This window comes from Leifsonia sp. 115AMFTsu3.1 (assembly GCF_004362795.1).
Classification (GTDB): Bacteria; Actinomycetota; Actinomycetes; order Actinomycetales; family Microbacteriaceae; genus Leifsonia.
On sequence record NZ_SNYB01000001.1, the window covers coordinates 1,973,241 to 1,990,755 of the forward strand.

20 protein-coding genes and 1 tRNA gene are annotated in these 17,515 nt (G+C 70.3%); 15 read left to right on the forward strand and 6 right to left on the reverse strand.

Features of this window, described 5'->3' with window-relative positions; genetic code table 11:
- Positions 1 to 32: 32 nt before the first annotated feature.
- Positions 33 to 311 carry a DUF4031 domain-containing protein gene (locus AXZ95_RS09560; RefSeq protein ID WP_018190813.1) on the reverse strand — a complete coding sequence of 93 codons (279 nt, stop codon included), beginning with the start codon at positions 309 to 311 and terminating at the stop codon, positions 33 to 35.
- A gap of 288 nt (positions 312 to 599) precedes the next feature.
- Between AXZ95_RS09560 and rplU the strand changes: the two genes are divergently transcribed.
- From rplU to AXZ95_RS09615, 11 genes are all read left to right on the forward strand, one after another.
- Positions 600 to 908, forward strand: a complete 309-nt coding sequence (gene rplU, locus AXZ95_RS09565; protein ID WP_026307153.1) for a 50S ribosomal protein L21 — start codon at positions 600 to 602, stop codon at positions 906 to 908.
- A gap of 26 nt (positions 909 to 934) precedes the next feature.
- Entirely contained in the window at positions 935 to 1,192 is a 258-nt protein-coding gene (gene rpmA, locus AXZ95_RS09570; protein WP_018190815.1) for a 50S ribosomal protein L27, read from the forward strand.
- 88 nt (positions 1,193 to 1,280) lie between these two features.
- The gene (gene obgE / locus AXZ95_RS09575) at positions 1,281 to 2,852 is read left to right on the forward strand and encodes a GTPase ObgE (RefSeq protein ID WP_018190816.1); all 1,572 of its coding nucleotides are present in this window, start codon (positions 1,281 to 1,283) and stop codon (positions 2,850 to 2,852) included.
- Positions 2,849 to 3,718, forward strand: coding sequence for a glutamate 5-kinase (proB, locus tag AXZ95_RS09580; protein WP_018190817.1), 870 nt, complete (start codon positions 2,849 to 2,851; stop codon positions 3,716 to 3,718). The genes obgE and proB overlap by 4 nt, the downstream gene beginning before the upstream one ends.
- 9 nt (positions 3,719 to 3,727) lie before the next feature.
- The gene (locus AXZ95_RS09585) at positions 3,728 to 5,008 is read left to right on the forward strand and encodes a glutamate-5-semialdehyde dehydrogenase (RefSeq protein ID WP_018190818.1); all 1,281 of its coding nucleotides are present in this window, start codon (positions 3,728 to 3,730) and stop codon (positions 5,006 to 5,008) included.
- Between the two features lie 53 nt (positions 5,009 to 5,061).
- Entirely contained in the window at positions 5,062 to 5,298 is a 237-nt protein-coding gene (locus AXZ95_RS09590) for a hypothetical protein (protein WP_018190819.1), read from the forward strand.
- A gap of 12 nt (positions 5,299 to 5,310) precedes the next feature.
- Positions 5,311 to 5,913 carry a nicotinate-nucleotide adenylyltransferase gene (nadD, locus tag AXZ95_RS09595; RefSeq protein ID WP_018190820.1) on the forward strand — a complete coding sequence of 201 codons (603 nt, stop codon included), beginning with the start codon at positions 5,311 to 5,313 and terminating at the stop codon, positions 5,911 to 5,913.
- The gene (locus tag AXZ95_RS09600) at positions 5,910 to 7,352 is read left to right on the forward strand and encodes a hypothetical protein (RefSeq protein WP_231374399.1); all 1,443 of its coding nucleotides are present in this window, start codon (positions 5,910 to 5,912) and stop codon (positions 7,350 to 7,352) included. The genes nadD and AXZ95_RS09600 overlap by 4 nt, the downstream gene beginning before the upstream one ends.
- Before the next feature lie 61 nt (positions 7,353 to 7,413).
- Positions 7,414 to 7,791, forward strand: a complete 378-nt coding sequence (gene rsfS / locus AXZ95_RS09605) for a ribosome silencing factor (RefSeq protein ID WP_018190821.1) — start codon at positions 7,414 to 7,416, stop codon at positions 7,789 to 7,791.
- A 78-nt stretch (positions 7,792 to 7,869) separates the two neighbouring features.
- Complete coding sequence (locus AXZ95_RS09610; RefSeq protein ID WP_018190822.1) at positions 7,870 to 8,205, forward strand: zf-TFIIB domain-containing protein; 336 nt, start codon at positions 7,870 to 7,872, stop codon at positions 8,203 to 8,205.
- 94 nt (positions 8,206 to 8,299) lie between these two features.
- Positions 8,300 to 8,375: transfer RNA gene (locus AXZ95_RS09615), tRNA-Ala, on the forward strand.
- Positions 8,376 to 8,446: 71 nt separating this feature from the next.
- Here AXZ95_RS09615 and AXZ95_RS09620 read toward each other — a convergent pair.
- Positions 8,447 to 9,622 carry an RtcB family protein gene (locus AXZ95_RS09620; RefSeq protein ID WP_018190823.1) on the reverse strand — a complete coding sequence of 392 codons (1,176 nt, stop codon included), beginning with the start codon at positions 9,620 to 9,622 and terminating at the stop codon, positions 8,447 to 8,449.
- A 118-nt stretch (positions 9,623 to 9,740) separates the two neighbouring features.
- Entirely contained in the window at positions 9,741 to 9,887 is a 147-nt protein-coding gene (locus AXZ95_RS19610) for a hypothetical protein (RefSeq protein ID WP_018190824.1), read from the reverse strand.
- Positions 9,888 to 9,921: 34 nt separating this feature from the next.
- Between AXZ95_RS19610 and AXZ95_RS09625 the strand changes: the two genes are divergently transcribed.
- From AXZ95_RS09625 to AXZ95_RS09635, 3 genes are all read left to right on the forward strand, one after another.
- Entirely contained in the window at positions 9,922 to 10,545 is a 624-nt protein-coding gene (locus AXZ95_RS09625; protein ID WP_018190825.1) for a GNAT family N-acetyltransferase, read from the forward strand.
- 209 nt (positions 10,546 to 10,754) lie between these two features.
- Positions 10,755 to 11,381, forward strand: coding sequence for an MEDS domain-containing protein (locus AXZ95_RS09630; protein ID WP_018190827.1), 627 nt, complete (start codon positions 10,755 to 10,757; stop codon positions 11,379 to 11,381).
- The gene (locus AXZ95_RS09635) at positions 11,374 to 12,396 is read left to right on the forward strand and encodes a response regulator transcription factor (RefSeq protein WP_018190828.1); all 1,023 of its coding nucleotides are present in this window, start codon (positions 11,374 to 11,376) and stop codon (positions 12,394 to 12,396) included. The genes AXZ95_RS09630 and AXZ95_RS09635 overlap by 8 nt, the downstream gene beginning before the upstream one ends.
- Positions 12,397 to 12,433: 37 nt before the next feature.
- On the opposite strand, the gene AXZ95_RS09640 is transcribed toward AXZ95_RS09635, so the two are convergent.
- Genes AXZ95_RS09640 through AXZ95_RS09650 form a run of 3 tightly spaced genes read right to left on the reverse strand, consistent with a single transcriptional unit; the run spans position 12,434 to position 15,700 of the window.
- Complete coding sequence (locus tag AXZ95_RS09640) at positions 12,434 to 13,477, reverse strand: redoxin domain-containing protein (protein WP_018190829.1); 1,044 nt, start codon at positions 13,475 to 13,477, stop codon at positions 12,434 to 12,436.
- Complete coding sequence (locus AXZ95_RS09645) at positions 13,467 to 14,438, reverse strand: alpha/beta hydrolase (RefSeq protein WP_018190830.1); 972 nt, start codon at positions 14,436 to 14,438, stop codon at positions 13,467 to 13,469. The genes AXZ95_RS09640 and AXZ95_RS09645 overlap by 11 nt, the downstream gene beginning before the upstream one ends.
- 44 nt (positions 14,439 to 14,482) lie before the next feature.
- Positions 14,483 to 15,700, reverse strand: a complete 1,218-nt coding sequence (locus AXZ95_RS09650; protein ID WP_018190831.1) for an epoxide hydrolase family protein — start codon at positions 15,698 to 15,700, stop codon at positions 14,483 to 14,485.
- Between the two features lie 261 nt (positions 15,701 to 15,961).
- Here AXZ95_RS09650 and AXZ95_RS09655 point away from each other — a divergent pair, with 261 nt between their 5' ends.
- Positions 15,962 to 17,278, forward strand: a complete 1,317-nt coding sequence (locus tag AXZ95_RS09655; protein ID WP_231371039.1) for an LCP family protein — start codon at positions 15,962 to 15,964, stop codon at positions 17,276 to 17,278.
- The last annotated feature ends 237 nt before the right edge of the window (positions 17,279 to 17,515 follow it).

Below are 17,515 nucleotides of genomic sequence, written 5' to 3' on the forward strand. Positions count from 1 at the left end.
TCCACCACCGGGTTGGAGCGACCGGGACGCCGTCAGTGTCGGCGGCGGACCCGGTCGCGCGCCCGCACCCGCAACCCGCTGGCGATGAGCCGCGACACGAGCTCCTTGCCGGAGACGGGATGCGCTCCGGCCGCCACGAGCTCGTCGTAGCGCCGGTCGGGCACGTCGTAATGGTCGATGTCGAAGGCGCGGCGCTGGATGTCGTTCGCCTCGGCGAAGGCGTGCAGCTCGTCGAGCGACGCGTCGCTGACCAGATGCGACCACAACATGCCGTGGGCCGGCCATGCCGGGGGATCGATCAGGACCGTCATAGAATGATTCTAGGAACCGGTTCCGCAGTCGGAGCCGGACGGTCCCGAAGCCGGAACGGTGTCGCCACCGTGACGACGGCCGCTGAATTGACGGCCTGTCGGGCGTCGGGTAAAGTTGACCGTTGGTGTGTGCCGGGTGTGACCCGCGCAGCCATCATGGTTTTCTGAGAGCAGCCGGGAGCATGTCGCTACCGGCGGGACTCGCCAGTGACTTCCAAACAGTTGAAGAAGCAGGACCAGGTCCGCGGCAGCGCCGGGAACTGTTCCCCGACGAAAAGGTACGTGAAAGTGGTTTACGCAGTTGTGCGCGCCGGTGGCCGGCAGGAGAAGGTCGAGGTCGGCACCATCGTGACGATGGACCGCGTCAAGGCCGACAAGGACGGCAAGATCGAGCTCCTGCCGGTGCTGCTGGTCGACGGTGACAAGATCACCTCCGACGCCAAGTCCCTCGCGAAGGTCACCGTGACCGCCGAGGTCCTCGGCGACCTCCGCGGCCCGAAGATCGTCATCCAGAAGTTCAAGAACAAGACCGGCTACAAGAAGCGCCAGGGCCACCGTCAGGAGCTCACGCGCGTCAAGATCACCGGCATCAAGTAGCCGACGGCTCTCGAGGAGAAGACACCATGGCACACAAAAAGGGAGCGAGCTCCACTCGCAACGGCCGCGACTCCAACGCGCAGCGCCTCGGCGTGAAGCGCTTCGGCGGCCAGACCGTCAACGCGGGCGAGATCCTGGTCCGCCAGCGCGGCACCCACTTCCACCCCGGCGTGAACGTCGGTCGCGGCGGTGACGACACGCTGTTCGCCCTCGCCGCCGGCGCGGTCGAGTTCGGCACCAAGGGCGGCCGCAAGGTCGTCAACATCGTGGCGGCCGAGGCCTGAGCCTCGACCACGAGCACCACTCTTCCGGATGGGCGGGCTTCGGCCCGCCCATCCGCCGTTTCAGCACCACAAGCAGTAGGAGAGCACCATGGCGACGTTCGTTGATCGCGTGACGTTGCACTTGCGCGCCGGCAACGGCGGCAACGGGTGCGTCTCGGTCCGGCGCGAGAAGTTCAAGCCGCTGGCCGGTCCCGACGGCGGGAACGGCGGCAACGGCGGGGACATCGTCCTCGTCGCCGACCCGCAGGTCACCACGCTGCTCGGCTACCACCGCCACCCGCACCGTTCGAGTGACAACGGCGGCTTCGGCATGGGCGACCACCGCAGCGGCCACACCGGCGAGACCCTCGAACTGCCCGTCCCGGTGGGCACGGTGGTCAAGAGCGCCGACGGCGACGAGCTCGTCGATCTGTCGGAGCCCGGCATGCGCTACGTCGTCGCTCCCGGTGGCGTCGGCGGCCTCGGCAATGCCGCGCTGGCGAACCCGAAGCGCAAGGCGCCGGGCTTCGCGCTGCTGGGCACCCCCGGGTGGGAGGGCGACGTCCAGCTCGAGCTGAAGACGGTCGCCGACATCGCTCTGGTCGGATACCCCTCGGCGGGCAAGTCGAGCCTCATCGCTGCCATGTCGGCCGCGAAGCCGAAGATCGCCGACTACCCCTTCACCACGCTCCACCCGAACCTCGGCGTCGTGCAGGCGGGCGACGTCCGCTACACCGTCGCCGACGTCCCCGGTCTCATCGAGGGCGCGAGCGAAGGACGCGGGCTGGGCCTGGAGTTCCTCCGTCACGTCGAGCGCTGCTCGGCCCTCCTGCACGTGCTCGACTGCGCGACGCTGGAGCCCGGTCGCGACCCGCTGAGCGACCTTGACGTCATCCTCGGCGAGCTGGCCGCCTACCCGGTCCCCGAGGGGCAGACGCCGCTCCTCGAGCGTCCGCAGCTGATCGCTCTGAACAAGATCGACGTCCCGGACGCCCGCGAGCTGGCCGACTTCGTCCGCCCGGAGCTCGAGCAGCGCGGCTACCGCGTCTTCGAGATCTCGACGGTCAGCCATGAAGGCCTTCGCCCGCTGTCGTTCGCCCTGGCCGAGATCGTGGAGCAGGCGCGCGCCGAGCAGGCCGCGCTGGAGCAGGCACGACCCCGCATCGTCATCCGCCCGAAGGCCGTCGACGACTCCGGATTCGTCGTCAAGGTCGAAGGCGGCACGGACGGCCCGGTGTACCGCATCCTGGGCGCGAAGCCGGAGCGCTGGGTCGCCCAGACCGACTTCGCGAACGACGAGGCCGTCGGCTTCCTGGCGGACCGCCTCGCGAAGCTCGGCGTCGAGGACCAGCTGGTCCGCGCGGGCGCCGTCGCCGGCTCCACCGTCGTCATCGGCCGTGACAACGGTGTGGTGTTCGACTGGGAGCCCACGCTCACCTCTACCGCGGAGCTCATCACCTCGCCCCGCGGAAGCGACGTGCGTCTGGACACCAACGCGCGTCCGACCCGCGCTCAGCGCCGCGACGACTACTTCGAGCGGATGGATGCGAAGGCCGAGGCCCGCGAAGAGCTCCTGCGTGAGCGCGAGGCCGGGCTGTGGCAGGACGACAGCTACGACGACAACGTGGTGCGCAGCGCGGCCGACGGCAGCCGTGGAGACGAGGAGACCGCAGAGGAATGACCATCGACGACCGCAGCCAGATCCCCTCCGCCCGACGCATCGTCGTCAAGGTGGGCTCGTCGTCCATCAGCGGCGAGAACGCGGGGCAGATCGTGCCGCTGGTCGACGCCCTCGCCGAGGCCCACGGCCGCGGTACGCAGGTCATCCTCGTCTCGTCCGGCGCCATCGCGACCGGCACGCCTTTCCTGTCGCTCTCGGAGCGCCCCACCGACCTCGCGACGCAGCAGGCGGCGGCCGCGGTCGGTCAGACCGTGCTCATCTACCGCTACCAGGACAGCTTCGATCGCTACGACATCGTCGCTGGGCAGGTGCTCCTGACCGCGGGCGATATGGAGAACCCGACCCACCGCAGCAACGCCAAGCGTGCGATGGAGCGGCTGCTCGACCTCCGCATCCTGCCCATCGTGAACGAGAACGACACCGTCGCGACGCACGAGATCCGGTTCGGCGACAACGACCGCCTGGCTGCGCTGGTCGCGCTGCTCGTCGACGCCGACCTCCTGGTGCTGCTGTCCGACGTGGATGCGCTCTACACGCGTCCGCCGCACGAGCCCGGTGCCGAGCGCATCGAGGTCGTCGGCTGGGACGACGAGCTGGAGGGCGTCGAGATCGGGTCGACCGGTCTCTCCGGCGTCGGCAGCGGGGGAGCGGTCACCAAGGTCTCGGCCGCCCGTCAGGCCGCCGAGCGCGGCACCGCCGTGGTGCTCACCGCGACGTCGCTGGTATCGCAGGCATTGCGCGGCGAGCAGGTGGGGACCTGGTTCGCCCCGGCGCCCGACAGCCACGCATCCGAGACTTCCGTCCCCAGGTCCGGGCTCTCCACCGGTTCGACCGCAGCCGTCACGTCCGACGCCTCGGCGTCCTAGAATCGACGCATGTCCTCGTTGACCGGTGCGCTGCCCACGGCCGCGCTCTCCCTGCACGAACGGCTCGCCGCCGCCAGGACCGCGTCGCGCGACCTCGCGATCGCCGACACGGATCGTAAGAACCGCGCGCTGCGCGCCATCGCCGACGGTGTGCTCGCCGCGTCGGCCGACATCCTCTCCGCCAACGAGCTCGACCTGGCCAACGGCCGTGAGAACGGCCTCTCCACCGGCCTGCTCGACCGGCTGACGCTGAGCCCGGCGCGCCTGCAGGGTCTCGCCGACGCCGTCCTCGAGATCGTCGGCCTGACCGACCCGGTCGGCGAGGCCGTGCGCGGCAGCTCGTTGCCGAACGGTGTGAAGATCACGCAGGTGCGCGTCCCCTTCGGCGTCGTCGGCGCGATCTACGAGGCCCGGCCCAACGTCACGATCGACATCGCCGCGCTCGCGATCAAGAGCGGCAACGCCGCGGTGCTGCGCGGCGGCAGCGCGGCCATCGAGACCAACCGCGTGCTCGTGCACGTCATCCAGCAGGCGCTGGCGAGCGCCGGCCTTCCGTCGGATGCCGTGCAGACGATCGACGACTTCGGCCGCGAGGGCGCCGCCGAGCTGATGACGGCGCGCGGCTTCGTCGACGTGCTCATCCCGCGGGGGAGCGCCGACCTGATCCAGGCCGTGGTGACCCAGTCGACGGTGCCGGTGATCGAGACCGGCGCCGGTGTCGTTCACGTGGTGCTCGACGAGTCTGCCCGTGAGGACTGGGCCGTCGACATCGTCCGGAACGCCAAGGTCCAGCGGCCGAGCGTGTGCAACGCCGTCGAGACGCTGCTCGTGCACCGCGCCGCCGCCGAGCGGCTGCTGCCGCCCGTGCTCTCCGCGCTGCGCGCCGAGGGCGTCACCATCCACGCCGACGACCGCGCTCTGCCCTTCGCTCCGGATGCGGTGCCGGTGACGGACGAGGACTACGCCACCGAGCACATGAGCCTCGATATCTCCGTGAAGGTGGTCGACGACCTCGACGAGGCGATCGAGCACATCCGCCGGTACTCCACCCAGCACACGGAGTCGATCATCACGAACGACCTGCAGAACGCCGAGCGCTTCCTGGCCGAGGTCGACTCCGCGGTCGTGATGGTGAACGCTTCGACGCGCTTCACCGACGGTGGAGAGTTCGGGTTCGGCGCCGAGGTCGGCATCTCGACGCAGAAGCTGCACGCGCGCGGGCCGATGGGACTCCCGGAGCTCACCAGCACCAAGTGGATCGTCCGCGGGTCCGGCCAGGTCCGGGCGTGACCGACCGCTAGACTTGACGGCGGGCCGAAGGCCCCGAGAAAGGATCACGCACGATGTCATTCCTGACGACCGTCCTCGCCGAGGCGGAGACCCACGTCGAACTGCCGATGCCCACCTGGGCGTTCGGCGCTATCGCCATCGTCCTCTTCATCGCCCTCGCCTTCGTCGCCTGGAGCTTCAAGGATGTCGCCAACCGGCACAGCCACCGCTCCGCCCCCGACGCCGCCGCCCACGCGGGCGCTCCGGGTGCCACGCACCACGGCACCGGCCACCCGACCCAGGGGCACTGAGCCGATCCGGGCATGGAGCTGAAGGAGACGGGCCGGCCGCGGATCGGTGTGATGGGCGGCACTTTCGACCCCATCCACCACGGCCACCTGGTGGCCGCCAGCGAAGTGGCCCAGTCGTTCGACCTCGACGAGGTCATCTTCGTCCCGACCGGTCAGCCCTGGCAGAAGGGCGCCGTCACCCCGCCCGAGCACCGTTACCTGATGACGGTCATCGCGACCGCATCCAATCCGCGGTTCACGGTGAGCCGGGTCGACATCGACCGGGTCGGTCCGACCTACACCATCGACACCCTGCGCGACCTGCACCGCGAGCGTCCGGACGCCGAGCTGTTCTTCATCACCGGCGCGGACGCCATCGCCCAGATCCTCAGCTGGCGCGACGTCAGGGAGCTCTGGGAGCTCGCGCACTTCGTGGCTGTGAGTCGCCCGGGACATGACTTGAGTATTTCTGGATTGCCGGAGCAAGACGTAAGCTTGTTGGAAGTTCCGGCCCTGGCGATCTCGTCGACCGATTGCCGGAGCCGGGTGAGCAGGGGATTCCCGGTGTGGTACCTGGTACCGGACGGGGTTGTTCAATACATCTCCAAACACCATCTGTATCGGAGCGTGGCATGACATCGTGGCCTGAACAGCCGCCGACGGGCCAGCCGCAGACGCGGCGACAGGCGAGGGAGTTCGAGCGCTCCGCCTCCCGACGTGCCGGAACCGCTGAGCCGACCCCCGGCGGGCAGATCCCCGAGATGACCACCACCGTGCCCCCGCGCGCGCCCGAAGAGGATGTTGCCGCGGCCGACACGGCGCAGCAGAGCGAGAAGCCGCAGGCTGAGGCGCAGGGCGCCGAGAAGCCGCAGGCCGAGTCGAAGCAGGCCGAGCCCGCCGCCCCGAAGGCCGAGCAGGCGCCGGCCCAGCCGGAGCGTCCGGCCATTCCGGCCAGCGCGTTCGCCGAGCCCGGCGTCTCGTCGCCGTCGCGTGACGCCTTCGACCTGTTCCGTCAGGGTCCGGACACCTCGCAGCCCGAGCCCGTCACGCAGCCGATGGCCATCCTCCAGCCGACCACGCCACCCGCGGCACCCGCGTCCACCCCGCCGGCTCCAGCGAACGCCGGGTCGGAGCGCACTCTGACGCGCCGCGAGCTCCGCGCGATGCTGCAGGCGCAGGAGGCCAACGCCCAAGCCAATCACGCGCCGGCCGCCGGGGAGCAGGTCTTCCCCGTGTCCTTCACGTCCGGTCCCGAAGAGTCCGGCGCCAAGGAAGGGGCAGCGGAGTCCAGCTCGTCGGCTCCGCAGGCCGCTGCTGCTGCTCCCGCCGCCGATCCGCTCGCAGCCGATCCCGCGACGCCCGCCCCGACCAGCGAGAAGTCGGCCTGGCCGTTCGCCCCGCTGACTCCGTCGTCAGCGCCGACCGCATCCCGTTCCGGCCAGTCGGAGACCACGGTCACCCAGAGCTCCACCTCTCCCTTCGCCGCCTTCGGCACCGCGGAGCCGAAGGCCGACGCCCCCGCTGTCGAGGCGCCGTCCGCGCCCGCCCCGGTGAAGAACGAGGAGCCCGGCGAGACCGCCGCACAGGAGCGCCGCCCGTTCACCCCGCCGACCGGGCACTGGTCGACGGCCGCCGAACTGGACGACCAGAACCAGCCGATCATCTCGCGCAACGTCGCCCAGTCGACCGCCGCGACGACGACCAACGCACTCATCCTGCCCGTCATCCCGCAGCCGGATACCCGCGCGCCGCTGACGAGCACGGGGGAGATCCTGGTCACCGGCTCGATCGACCTGCCGCGCGGGATGGGAGCCACCGGCGCCCACCCCGACCGCATCGACTCCTCGGACCTCGACCGTCTGCTCGACGGCGAGGAGAACGAGTTCAACACCTCGGAGGTGCAGCCGGTCCGCGCGTCGCGCGCCATCAGCACCCACACCTCCACCCGGGGCGTCATCGCCCCGCCGAAGAAGCGCGGCAACACGCTGCCGGTGATCCTCATGGTCACGGCCGGCGTCTTGGCGGTGAGCGTCACCGCGCTGCTCGTGGCCGCCTACGTGCTGAAGGTGTTCTGATCATCCGCACCTGCGCCACTCTTCTCGCACCGACCGCGACCCCACGACCGGAGGACCTTCCGTGACCGCATCCCAGCACGCCCGGGAGATTCTGCAGGTGGCTGCCGCCGCCGCCGACTCGAAGGGCGGACAGGACCTCGTGGCCCTCGACGTGTCGGGCCCGCTGCCGCTGACGGATGCGTTCCTGCTGGTCAGCGGGCGCGTCGAGCGCAACGTCGTCGCCATCGCCTCCGAGGTGGAGGACCGCCTCAATGAGGCCGGAGTGAAGACGCTGCGCCGTGAAGGCAAGGGGGAGGGCCGCTGGGTGCTCCTCGACTTCGGCGACCTCGTCGTGCACGTCTTCCACGAAGAGGACCGCATGTACTACGCGCTCGAGCGCCTCTGGAAGGACTGCCCGACGATCCCGATCGAGCTGCCCGTCCATGAGAACGCCGAGTAGGGCGCCGCGCACCCGGCTCCCAGCGTTCTGTCGGGTTCACCTGAGAGGCCTCTCATGAAGGGCCGCTTGGATGGGCAAATGAAGTGTCCCAATGACAACGCGACCCTGGTCATGAGCGAACGCCACGGCATCGAGATCGACTACTGCCCCGAGTGCCGGGGAGTCTGGCTCGATCGCGGTGAGCTCGACAAGATCATCGACCGCGCCGGGACCTCGGCTCCGGCCGCGCCCGGCCCCCAGGCCGCCCCGCAGCCGGTGCCGCCGCAGTACGCCGCGCCGCAGCCGTACGCGGAGCCGCAGTACCGTGAGCCCCGGTATGGCGACCAGCGCTACAGCGACCCCCGCTACGACCAGCAGGGCCAGCGCCCCTACAAGAAGAAGAAGGAGAACTGGCTCAGCGAGCTGTTCGACTGACACGAGCGGCGCTCAGTTTTTTCTGGCGGGCGCGATGTAGTAGTCTGAATGAGTTGTTCCGGGAGGTCCGAAAGGCCCGAACGGCGCACACTCTGGGTCTGTGGCGCAGCTGGTAGCGCACCTGCATGGCATGCAGGGGGTCAGGGGTTCGAGTCCCCTCAGATCCACCAAAGATGACAGAAGGCCGGCCCGAAAGGGCCGGCCTTCTGTGCTGTTACGGTCGGTGTCTGGCCGCCGGCGGTCAGTCGCCCTTCACGTTGACCAGCTGGTGAAGCGTGTGGCGGATCTCGACGAGGTCGGCCGCGTCGGCCATCACTTGGTCGATCGGCTTGTACGCCTGCGGGATCTCGTCCAGGAACGCCTCCGTGTCACGGAACTCGATCCCGGTCATCGCCTCACGCAGCTCCTCGATGGTGAACCGCTTGCGCGCGGCCGTCCGCGAGAACTGGCGTCCAGCGCCGTGCGGCGAGGAATGCAGCGCGAGCGGGTTGCCGAGCCCGGAGACCACGTACGACGCCGTCCCCATCGAACCGGGGATCAGGCCCGCCTGGCCGACGCGCGCCGAGATGGCGCCCTTCCGCGACACCCAGACGTCCTTGCCGAAGTGGTTCTCCTTCTGCGTGAAGTTGTGGTGGCAGTTGATGCGCTCCGACTCGATCACGTCAACGCCGAACCACTCCGACGTCTGACGCACCACGCGGTCCATCATCTCCTCACGGTTCAGCAGCGCGAAGTGCTGAGCCCACCGCAGCTGCGCGATGTACTCGTCGAACTCCGACGTGCCCTCGACCAGGTAGGCGAGGTCCTTGTCGGGCAGTTCGATCCACCACTTCTCCATCAGCGCCTGCGCGACCTTGATGTGGTGACCGGCGATCCGGTTGCCGACGCCACGGGAGCCGGAGTGCAGGAACAGCCACACCACGTCCTCTTCGTCGAGGCTGACTTCGATGAAGTGGTTGCCGGAGCCGAGCGACCCCAGCTGGCGCTCCCAGTCGCGCAGGTGCGTCGACGGGTCGAACCCGGCCTGCTCGGCCAGCTCTGTCAGCTCCTGGATGCGCGGCTCCGCGGTCGCGACGATCTTCCGGTTGCGGGCGCCGGCGGACAGGGGGATGGCGCGCTCGATCTGGGTGCGCAGCTCCGAGAGCGGAGCGGAGGAGGCCCCCACGTCGTCGCGCGTGAACTGCGTCCGCACGGCGATCATCCCGCATCCGATGTCCACGCCGACGGCCGCGGGCATGACGGCGCCGAGGGTCGGGATGACCGACCCGACCGTGGCGCCGAGGCCCAGGTGGGCGTCCGGCATGAGGGCGAGGTGCGGGTGGATGAACGACATCCGCGAGGTGGTGACCGCCTGCTCGCGCGTGGAGTCCTCCAGCAGGGAGGCCCAGCTCAGCAGGCGGTTCGAGATTCTTTCCATGATCCTTTCGTTTCTCATCGGGGTGCGGCCGGGACGGCCGTTCCCCGCGGAGATGCGAAGGAGGAGGTCAGCCCCGGACCTCGAACGGCGGGGCTGCGACACACCGGAAGGTGCGGTGCTACAGATCCCGCGAGCGCTCGAGCGCGCGGAAGGTGCGCTGTTCGCGCTTCGGGTACTGCAGGCTGAGCATCCCGGTGTCCTTCCGTTCGGCGTTCTTCAGCGTGGGCTGCCTACGCCGATCGGCGCAGGATTCACGACTATACATGCCAGCAGTGATTCTGGGAAGTACAGTCTCATCCATGGACACTCGGATCGCCGGCCCGGCCGACGCGGACGCCATCACGACGACGATCGCCCTGGCTTTCCGTGTCGACCCGGTGTGGGGGCCCGCTCTTGCGGCACCGGACGGCGGAACCGCGCACCTGGAGCGGTTCTGGCGGTACTTCGTCGAGGGCGCCATCGGCCATCGAACGGTGTCCATGCAGCAGGGCCCGTCGGGCGAGGCAGCGACCGTCGCCGTCTGGCTACCGCCCGGGGTCGACGAACTCACCGAGCAGCAGGAGGCGGAGGTGGACGCCCTGATGGCGCGCACGCTCACGCCCGAGCGCTTCGAGGCGTACCGGCGGCTGTGGCAGCGGTTCGACGAGACGCACCCGCACGGCGAACCGCACATGTACCTGAGCCTGCTGGCCACGCATCCCGCTCATCGCGGGCGCGGGATCGGTCAGCGGCTTCTCGCCGCGGACCTCGCCCGATTCGATGCGGACGGGCTGCCGGCGTACCTCGAGTCGACGAATCCGGCCAACGACCACCGGTATGAGCGCGCGGGCTTCCGGGCGGTCGGCGGCTTCACGTCCGTCATCGACGGGGCTGCCGTCACCACGATGTGGCGGGATGCGCGCAACCCTGCAGAAGGAGGCTGAGCCTCAGCGCAGGCGGCGCTCCTCCTCCTGCTCCAGACGCTCCTTCTCGGCGTCCTTCGCCTCCTGCTCCTTCTGGATCTCTTCTTCGCGCGGGGTCTTGTTCGTCATGAGGCGAGCGTAGCCGCTAGCCGGGGTGCGCGGAACGGTCGGTGCCCGTTGTGCGTCGCGTCATCGCTGGGCTATCCTCCCGCACGGAACGGGAGTCGTGGATGGCAGCCGAGATCCCAGGCGCAACGGGCCCTGTCACCTTCGCCGGCGGGGTGCTCGACCGCTACCGCCATGTCTGCGCCTTCGTGAACGGGCAGGCGGAGGCCGACGCCGTGCTCGATCCGTTCCTCCGGGACGGGGTGGATGCGGGCGACCGCCTTCTGTACCTGGTTGATACCGCGACGCCCGGTGCTCCGCTCCGCCGTCTCCGTCGCCTGGGGTTCGACACGGGCGCGCTGCTCGAGGAGCGGCGTTGCGAGGTGCGGACCTGGGCCGAGACGTACCTGCGCAGCGGGGACTTCGACCAGGCCGACATGCTGGACCAGCTGGATGCGATGCTCGGCACGTCGGCCCGCCCGCGCATCCGGCTGCTCGCCGACATGGGGTGGGCGGTCGACCGGGACGGGGTCGCGGACGATCTGATCGAGTTCGAGGCCCGGGCGAACTTCCTGCACGCCCGCCACCAGCACGTGGTCATCTGCGCCTACGACACGTCCCGCTTCGACGGCGCCTTCATCATCGACATCCTGCGCACGCATCCGATGGTCCTCATCGGCGGGTTGCTGCAGGAGAACCCGTTCTTCGTACCGCCGGAGGAGTTCTTGCAGGAACGGAGCGCCCGTGGCTGACGACCCCGCCCCCGAGCCCGCTTTCGCGCCCGCCCTCGCACCCGACGACCGGGGGTGGATGCGCGACCTCGGGGCGATGCTCGCGCTGCCGTCGCTGTGGGTGGATCACAGTCCCGCCGAGATCGCGGACGGCCTGCTGAGCGTCCTGGTCGGCGTCCTGCGGTTGGAGGCGGGCTTTGCTCGGTTCGAGGTGCCCGGCAGTCAGGAGCGGCTCGAGGCCTGGCGTCCGTCCGGGCCGCCTGCGCCGGACTCCCTGGTGGAGGCGCTGCGGTCCGGTCGTGCGTTCCCGGACTCCGGCGGCACGGAGCAGGGTCCGACCGGTTTCGCGACAGCCGCCGTGCGGACGGCCGAGGTGGGCGGTGCGACGACCGGGCGGATCACCCGGGTCGCCGGGCTCAGCCTGGCGCTGCCGTGGGAGTCGGCGCGCGTGCTGGTGGCGGCATCCCGGGCCGACTTCCCGACCGACCGGGAGACGCACCTGCTGCGGGTCGCGGTCGGGCAGGCGGCGATCGCCCTCCACACGGCACGGCGCCTGGCGGCCGAGCAGGATGCCCGCCGGGCGGCCGAGCGGGAGCGCGATCGTCAGACGCACGCCCTGCACGCCCTCCTCGACGACCTCGCCCCGGCACTGACGGAGGCGACGCGCCGGGTCCGTCAGGCGGCGAAGGAGGCGGACGACCCGAACGTGTCGCTCGGTGCCGCTGGGACGCATCCTCTCTCGGCACCGGATGCGGGGGAGCGGGCGGTCGTAGCGTTGCGCGGCTCACCTCTGGATCCGGCTCCTGTGCGCGGCTCGGCGGCCGACGACACGGCACCGCTCGACGAGACGCTGACCCGGCGCGAGCTCGAGGTGCTCGGCCTCCTCGCGCAGGGGTTGAGCAACAAGGAGATCGCCGGTGTGATGTGGCTGAGCGACCGGACGGTCGAGCGCCACATCACGAGTCTGTACCGCAAGATCGGGGTCGGTCGGCGCAGCGAGGCGACGGCGTTCGCGCTCCGGCACGGCGTCATCTGACCGGGAGTCAGCCGAGCGTGGATCACCCGAGCGCGGATCACCCGAAGGTGAAGCAGTACGCTTCGAGCCCCGGGCGGTCGAACTCCAGCTGGAGCACTGCATCCTGTACGCGGCCCTGCTGCCGGATCAGCTGGAAGGTGTCCTGGCGGTCGACCACGCCGCGACCGTCGGCGTCGACATCCGTGCCGTGCGCGTCGCCGGGCGGCCGGCCGTCGAGAAGCACACGGAACGGGATGTGGGTGCCGGCCGGGGTCGGTCCCATCACGAGATTCGCGTCACGTGCGTGGAAGGCGAACGCGACGCTGCCGCCGGCCTCGTCGAGCACGGCCGCGTGCCGGGCGTGCGTCCAGCGGCCCGTCAGGTCCCAGCCGTTCAGTGGCAGAGCGCGGGTGCCGTCGTAGGACTCGCTCCGGTCGTAGCGGTCGGCCGACTCGGAGACGAAGCCACTACTCTGGCCGTAGCCGAGGTAGGTCTCGGGCGAGCGGAGGTCGCGCCAGTCCGCCGCCACCTCCAGTCCGTGCGGCTCGACCATCACGAGGTTCAGATCCAGATCGCTGGCGCCCGCCGCCGTCAGAAGCCGCTGGATCATCATCTCGGTGCGCTCGTACTCGCCCTCGCCGAAGTGGTGGAACCGCAGCCGCCCGTCGGCGTCGGCCAGGTAGACGGCCGGCCAGTAGTGGTTGGCGAAATCGTCCCAGACGCCGTAGTCGTCATCCACCGCAACCGGATACTCGACGCCGAGGGCACGGGTGCGTTCGATCACGTTGGCGCGGTCGTGTTCGAACCCGAACTCGGGCGTGTGGACTCCGATGACGGTGAGCCCGTCGGCGGCGTACTTCTCGTGCCAGGCGCGCAGGTACGGGAGGGTGCGGAGCCAGTTGACGCAGGTGTAGGTCCAGAAGCCGACGAGGACGACGCGGCCGCGCAGGCCTTCTGGCGTCAGCGGCTCGGAGTTGAGCCAGCCCGTGGCGCGGGCGAACGGTGGGAGCCGGCCCTCGTCGGGGAGCGGCTCCTCGTCGCCCGCGAGCCGGTGCGCGATGGTGCGGAACAGGCCGCGCTCGCGGTCGTCGTCAGCCGACACGGTCGTTCTCCGCTCGGGTGGCGGCCTCGTCGGCCATCCGCGCGACGTCGAGGACGGCGTCGGCGAACGCGCGCGGCGCCTCCTGCGCCAGGTTGTGCCCGACACCGCCGGTGATGAGCCGATGCTCGTACCGTCCGGTGAAGCGGTCGCGATAGGCGGCCGGATCGAGGTGGAAGGCGCCGTTCGCGTCGCCCTCCAGGGTGATCGCCGGGACCGGGATCGCCGGACGGGCCGCGATGCGGGCCTCCACCTCGTCGAGGCGGGGGTCGCCGTCGGCCAGCCCCAGCCTCCACCGGTAGTTGTGGATGACGATGTCGACGTGATCGGGGTTGTCGAACGCCGGCCTGCTGCGCTCGAAGGTGGCGTCGTCGAAGTCCCAGCGCGGGGACGCCGTGCGCCAGATCAGGCGCGCGAACTCGTCGCGGTACCGGTCGTAGCCGGCCCGGCCGCGCTCGGTCGCGAAGTAGAACTGGTACCACCAGGTCAGCTCGTCCACCGGGTGCAGCGGGTTCGCATTGGCGGCCTGGCCGGCGACGAGGTACCCGCTCGCGGTCACCTGCCCGCGCACACGCTCCGGCCACAGGGCGGCGAGGATGTTCGTCGTCCGGGCTCCCCAGTCGCAGCCGCCGACCAGCGCCTGTTCGATGCCCAGCGCATCCAGCAAGGCGATCGCATCGGCGGCGAGCGCGGCCGGCTGACCGGTCCTCAGGGCGCCGGGGTGGCGGAACGTCGTCGTGCCGTAGCCGCGGAGGAACGGCACGACGACGCGGAAGCCGGCGCCCGCGAGCGCAGGCACGACCCCCTCGAAGCTGTGGATGTCGTACGGCCAGCCGTGCAGCAGCAGCACCGGTGGTCCGTCGGCCGGCCCGCGGTCGGTGTAACCGATGTTCAGCTCGCCGGCGTCCACCTGCCGCACCGCGTCCATCCCGTCGGTTTCGGATGTCCCGTCGATTCCCGCCATCGTCGCGCTCCCTTCGTCTGATCCGATCCTGCCCCCGACGGTGCTCAGCGCAGAGACCGGAATGTGGCGCGCAGCTCCTGCGAGAACAGCTCCGGCTGCTCCCATGCGGCGAAGTGCCCGCCGCGGTCGAGGCGGTTGAAGTGGATGAGGTTCGGGTAGGCGGCGGTCGCCCAGCTCCGTGGTGCGGCGTAGATCTCATCCGGGAACACGCTCACGCCGACCGGGAGGGTGACCCCCTTCGGCGCGAAGAACGCGAGCTTGCTCTCCCAGTAGAGCCGGGCCGAGGACACCGCCGTGTTCGTCAGCCAGTACAGCGTGACGTTGTCGAGGATGTCGTCGCGGGTCAGCCCCTCCGAGCCGCCGGCGAAGACCCGGGCGATGAGGTCGTAGCTGCGGGCGTCGTGGTCGAGCATCCACGCGGCCAGCCCGACGGGGGAGTCGGCGATCCCGTAGAGGGTCTGCGGCCGGTTGCCCATCTCCTGCGCGTAGGCGAGACCGTGCGCGTAGAAGAACGCGAGCTGGTCCCACGCCCCGCGCTCCTCGGGGTCGAGGTCGGCCGGCGGCTGCTCGTGCGCGTCCAACGCCTCCTGGATGGCGGGCGGGATGGTCGCGGCCATGTTGGTGTGGATGCCGATGAGCCCGGTAGGGGCGAGCAGAGCCAGCTGCTCGGTGACGGCGTTTCCCCAGTCGCCGCCCTGGGCGACGTAGCGGTCGTAGCCGAGCCGCCGCATCAGCTCTGCCCACGCCCGGGCGATGCGGATCGGGTCCCACCCGGTCGCATCCGGCTTGCCCGAGAAGCCGTGGCCGGGAAGCGACGGGATGACGAGATCGAAGGCGTCGGAGGCTTCGGCCCCGTAGGCGGTCGGGTCGGTGAGCGGGCCGATGATCTTCAGCTGCTCGATGACCGAACCCGGCCAGCCGTGCGTGACGATCATCGGGAGGGCATCCGGGTGCGGCGAGCGGATGTGCAGGAAGTGGATGTCGAGGCCGTCGATCTCCGTCACGAACTGCGGGATCTCGGCCAGCCGTGCCTCGACCGTGCGCCAGTCGTGCTGGTCGGCCCAGTAATCGGCGAGGGCGCGCATGACCTCGAGCTGAACGCCCTGCGAGCTGTCGTCGACGGTCTCGCGCTCCGGCCAGCGGGTCGCGCGAATCCGCCGTCGGAGGTCGTCGAGCTCCTCGTCGGTGGCGGTGTAGGTGAACGGGCGGATCTCCTCCGCACGGGCGCTGTCGGCGTCGTGGCGGTGTTCGGCGATGGTCATGGGTGCTCCTGGGGTGGTCTCCGTGGTTTCCGGGCGGTACTCGGCGGTCGAGCGGCCGTCGCGAGTCGATGGTGACGCCGCCCGGTCGGCCCTGGCATCGGGGAGAACACTCAACGGAACGCCTGCGCCGCCGCGGGGTGGCGGGAACCCCCCACCGCCTGCGGGCATGTGAACGTCCTCATCCCGTATGCGCGCCTCGCAGCACGCGGAAAGGGAGGGTCGCTAGGATTTCAGCAACGTCCGCCGAACCGAGGGATGCCGATGACCGATCTGCCGCGACGGCATCAGCGCGCCCGGGGGCCGGAGGGTGTCCGTCACGGTCGGCTGCCGCGGCGGCGTGCGGCGATCGCAGCGCTCAAGCTCCTCGCGGGTGCGCTCGTCGTCGCGTTCGTCAGCATCGGCTCCGTGGCCGCGTACGCGGTGTGGGATGTGGCCCACTCCATCAAGACCGGCGTCCACCTGCAGGCGTTGCCCGGGCAGACCCCCATCCCGCAGGACATCCCGAACGTCGGAGCACTCCCCGGCGGGGTCAACCTGCTCCTCGCCGGCACGGACAGCCGCAGCGATCTGGGCGGCATCTACAACAGCGAGGACGAGCAGGACGCCAGCAGCGGCGCGGGCAACAACGACGTCACGATGCTGCTGCACATCGCCCAGGACCACAAGAGCATGATGGTCGTCAGCTTCCCGCGCGACCTGATGGTGCCCATCCCGGACTGCCCGGACCCGAACGGCGGGACGATCGACGGCAGCTCGTACGCACAGTTCAACACGGCGCTGTCCCGCGGTGGTCTCAACTGCGTGGTGGCGACGGTGTCGAAGATGACCGGGCTGAGCATCCCCTTCGCGGCGGTGATCAACTTCAACGGCGTCAGCGCCATGTCGGACGCGGTCGGCGGCGTCACCGTCTGCCTCGCCTCGCCCGTCACCGACGACTACACGAACCCGCCGCTCGACCTCCCCGCCGGCGAGAACACGATCGTCGGGGATGTGGCGCTCTCGTTCCTGCGCAGCCGCCACGGTGTCGGCGACGGCAGCGACCTCGGCCGCATCTCCAACCAGCAGGTGTTCCTGTCGGCCCTCGCCCGCAAGGTCGTCGACGGCGGGGTGCTCTCGAACCCGGTACAGCTGTACGCGCTGGCAAAGGCGGCCGTGAACAACATCACCCCGTCGGACACGTTGACGAACCCGACGACGCTGGTGCAGATCGCGCTGGCGCTCAAGGACACGGGACTCCAGAACATGGTGTTCGTGCAGTACCCGGCGGTGACCGACCCGGACAACCCCAACCGCGTGGTTCCGCAGGAGTCGGCGGCGGATGCGCTCAACGAGGCCCTCGTGAACGACCAGCCGGTGAAGCTGACCGGCTCGACCGGCCGAGCAGCCGAGGACCCGACGGCGACCGCGTCGCCCGCGCCGGACCCGGGCGGCGAACCGTCGCCCGCGACCCCCACCGCGCCCGCGACGCCGGCCGCGCCCGCGACGACGGATCCGTCCGCCGGGGGAGCGGTCGAACTGCCGTCGACCATCACCGGCCAGACGGCCGCGCAGCAGACCTGCACCAAGGGCAACAACTAGCCGCGTCTCGGTGCGCGGAACGGAGGAGCTGCGCACTCCGCGGCCGCGCATCCACCTCCGTTCGTGGCGAAACGCCGGGGATCCGGTCGGTATCTCCTCCGTTCGTCGCGCGCGCCGTTTCGTGAAGAATAGGGAGGAATTCGGCGGGCTGCGACGGCGTGTCGACGGGAAACGGAGGGGATGAGGCGGTGAGCGGCCGCATCCACCTCCGGTTCCGACACGGGGCGATCGGGGCAT

What these genes read in the sequence shown, in the direction of transcription:
- AXZ95_RS09560 (WP_018190813.1), bottom strand. Translation starts at nt 311, where the DNA reads ATGACGGTCCTGATCGATCCCCCGGCATGGCCGGCCCACGGCATGTTG.
- rpmA (WP_018190815.1), top strand. Translation starts at nt 935, where the DNA reads ATGGCACACAAAAAGGGAGCGAGCTCCACTCGCAACGGCCGCGACTCC.
- obgE (WP_018190816.1), top strand. Translation starts at nt 1,281, where the DNA reads ATGGCGACGTTCGTTGATCGCGTGACGTTGCACTTGCGCGCCGGCAAC.
- proB (WP_018190817.1), top strand. Translation starts at nt 2,849, where the DNA reads ATGACCATCGACGACCGCAGCCAGATCCCCTCCGCCCGACGCATCGTC.
- AXZ95_RS09585 (WP_018190818.1), top strand. Translation starts at nt 3,728, where the DNA reads ATGTCCTCGTTGACCGGTGCGCTGCCCACGGCCGCGCTCTCCCTGCAC.
- AXZ95_RS09590 (WP_018190819.1), top strand. Translation starts at nt 5,062, where the DNA reads ATGTCATTCCTGACGACCGTCCTCGCCGAGGCGGAGACCCACGTCGAA.
- nadD (WP_018190820.1), top strand. Translation starts at nt 5,311, where the DNA reads ATGGAGCTGAAGGAGACGGGCCGGCCGCGGATCGGTGTGATGGGCGGC.
- AXZ95_RS09600 (WP_231374399.1), top strand. Translation starts at nt 5,910, where the DNA reads ATGACATCGTGGCCTGAACAGCCGCCGACGGGCCAGCCGCAGACGCGG.
- AXZ95_RS09610 (WP_018190822.1), top strand. Translation starts at nt 7,870, where the DNA reads ATGAAGTGTCCCAATGACAACGCGACCCTGGTCATGAGCGAACGCCAC.
- AXZ95_RS09620 (WP_018190823.1), bottom strand. Translation starts at nt 9,622, where the DNA reads ATGGAAAGAATCTCGAACCGCCTGCTGAGCTGGGCCTCCCTGCTGGAG.
- AXZ95_RS19610 (WP_018190824.1), bottom strand. Translation starts at nt 9,887, where the DNA reads ATGTATAGTCGTGAATCCTGCGCCGATCGGCGTAGGCAGCCCACGCTG.
- AXZ95_RS09625 (WP_018190825.1), top strand. Translation starts at nt 9,922, where the DNA reads ATGGACACTCGGATCGCCGGCCCGGCCGACGCGGACGCCATCACGACG.
- AXZ95_RS09630 (WP_018190827.1), top strand. Translation starts at nt 10,755, where the DNA reads ATGGCAGCCGAGATCCCAGGCGCAACGGGCCCTGTCACCTTCGCCGGC.
- AXZ95_RS09645 (WP_018190830.1), bottom strand. Translation starts at nt 14,438, where the DNA reads ATGGCGGGAATCGACGGGACATCCGAAACCGACGGGATGGACGCGGTG.
- AXZ95_RS09650 (WP_018190831.1), bottom strand. Translation starts at nt 15,700, where the DNA reads ATGACCATCGCCGAACACCGCCACGACGCCGACAGCGCCCGTGCGGAG.
- AXZ95_RS09655 (WP_231371039.1), top strand. Translation starts at nt 15,962, where the DNA reads ATGACCGATCTGCCGCGACGGCATCAGCGCGCCCGGGGGCCGGAGGGT.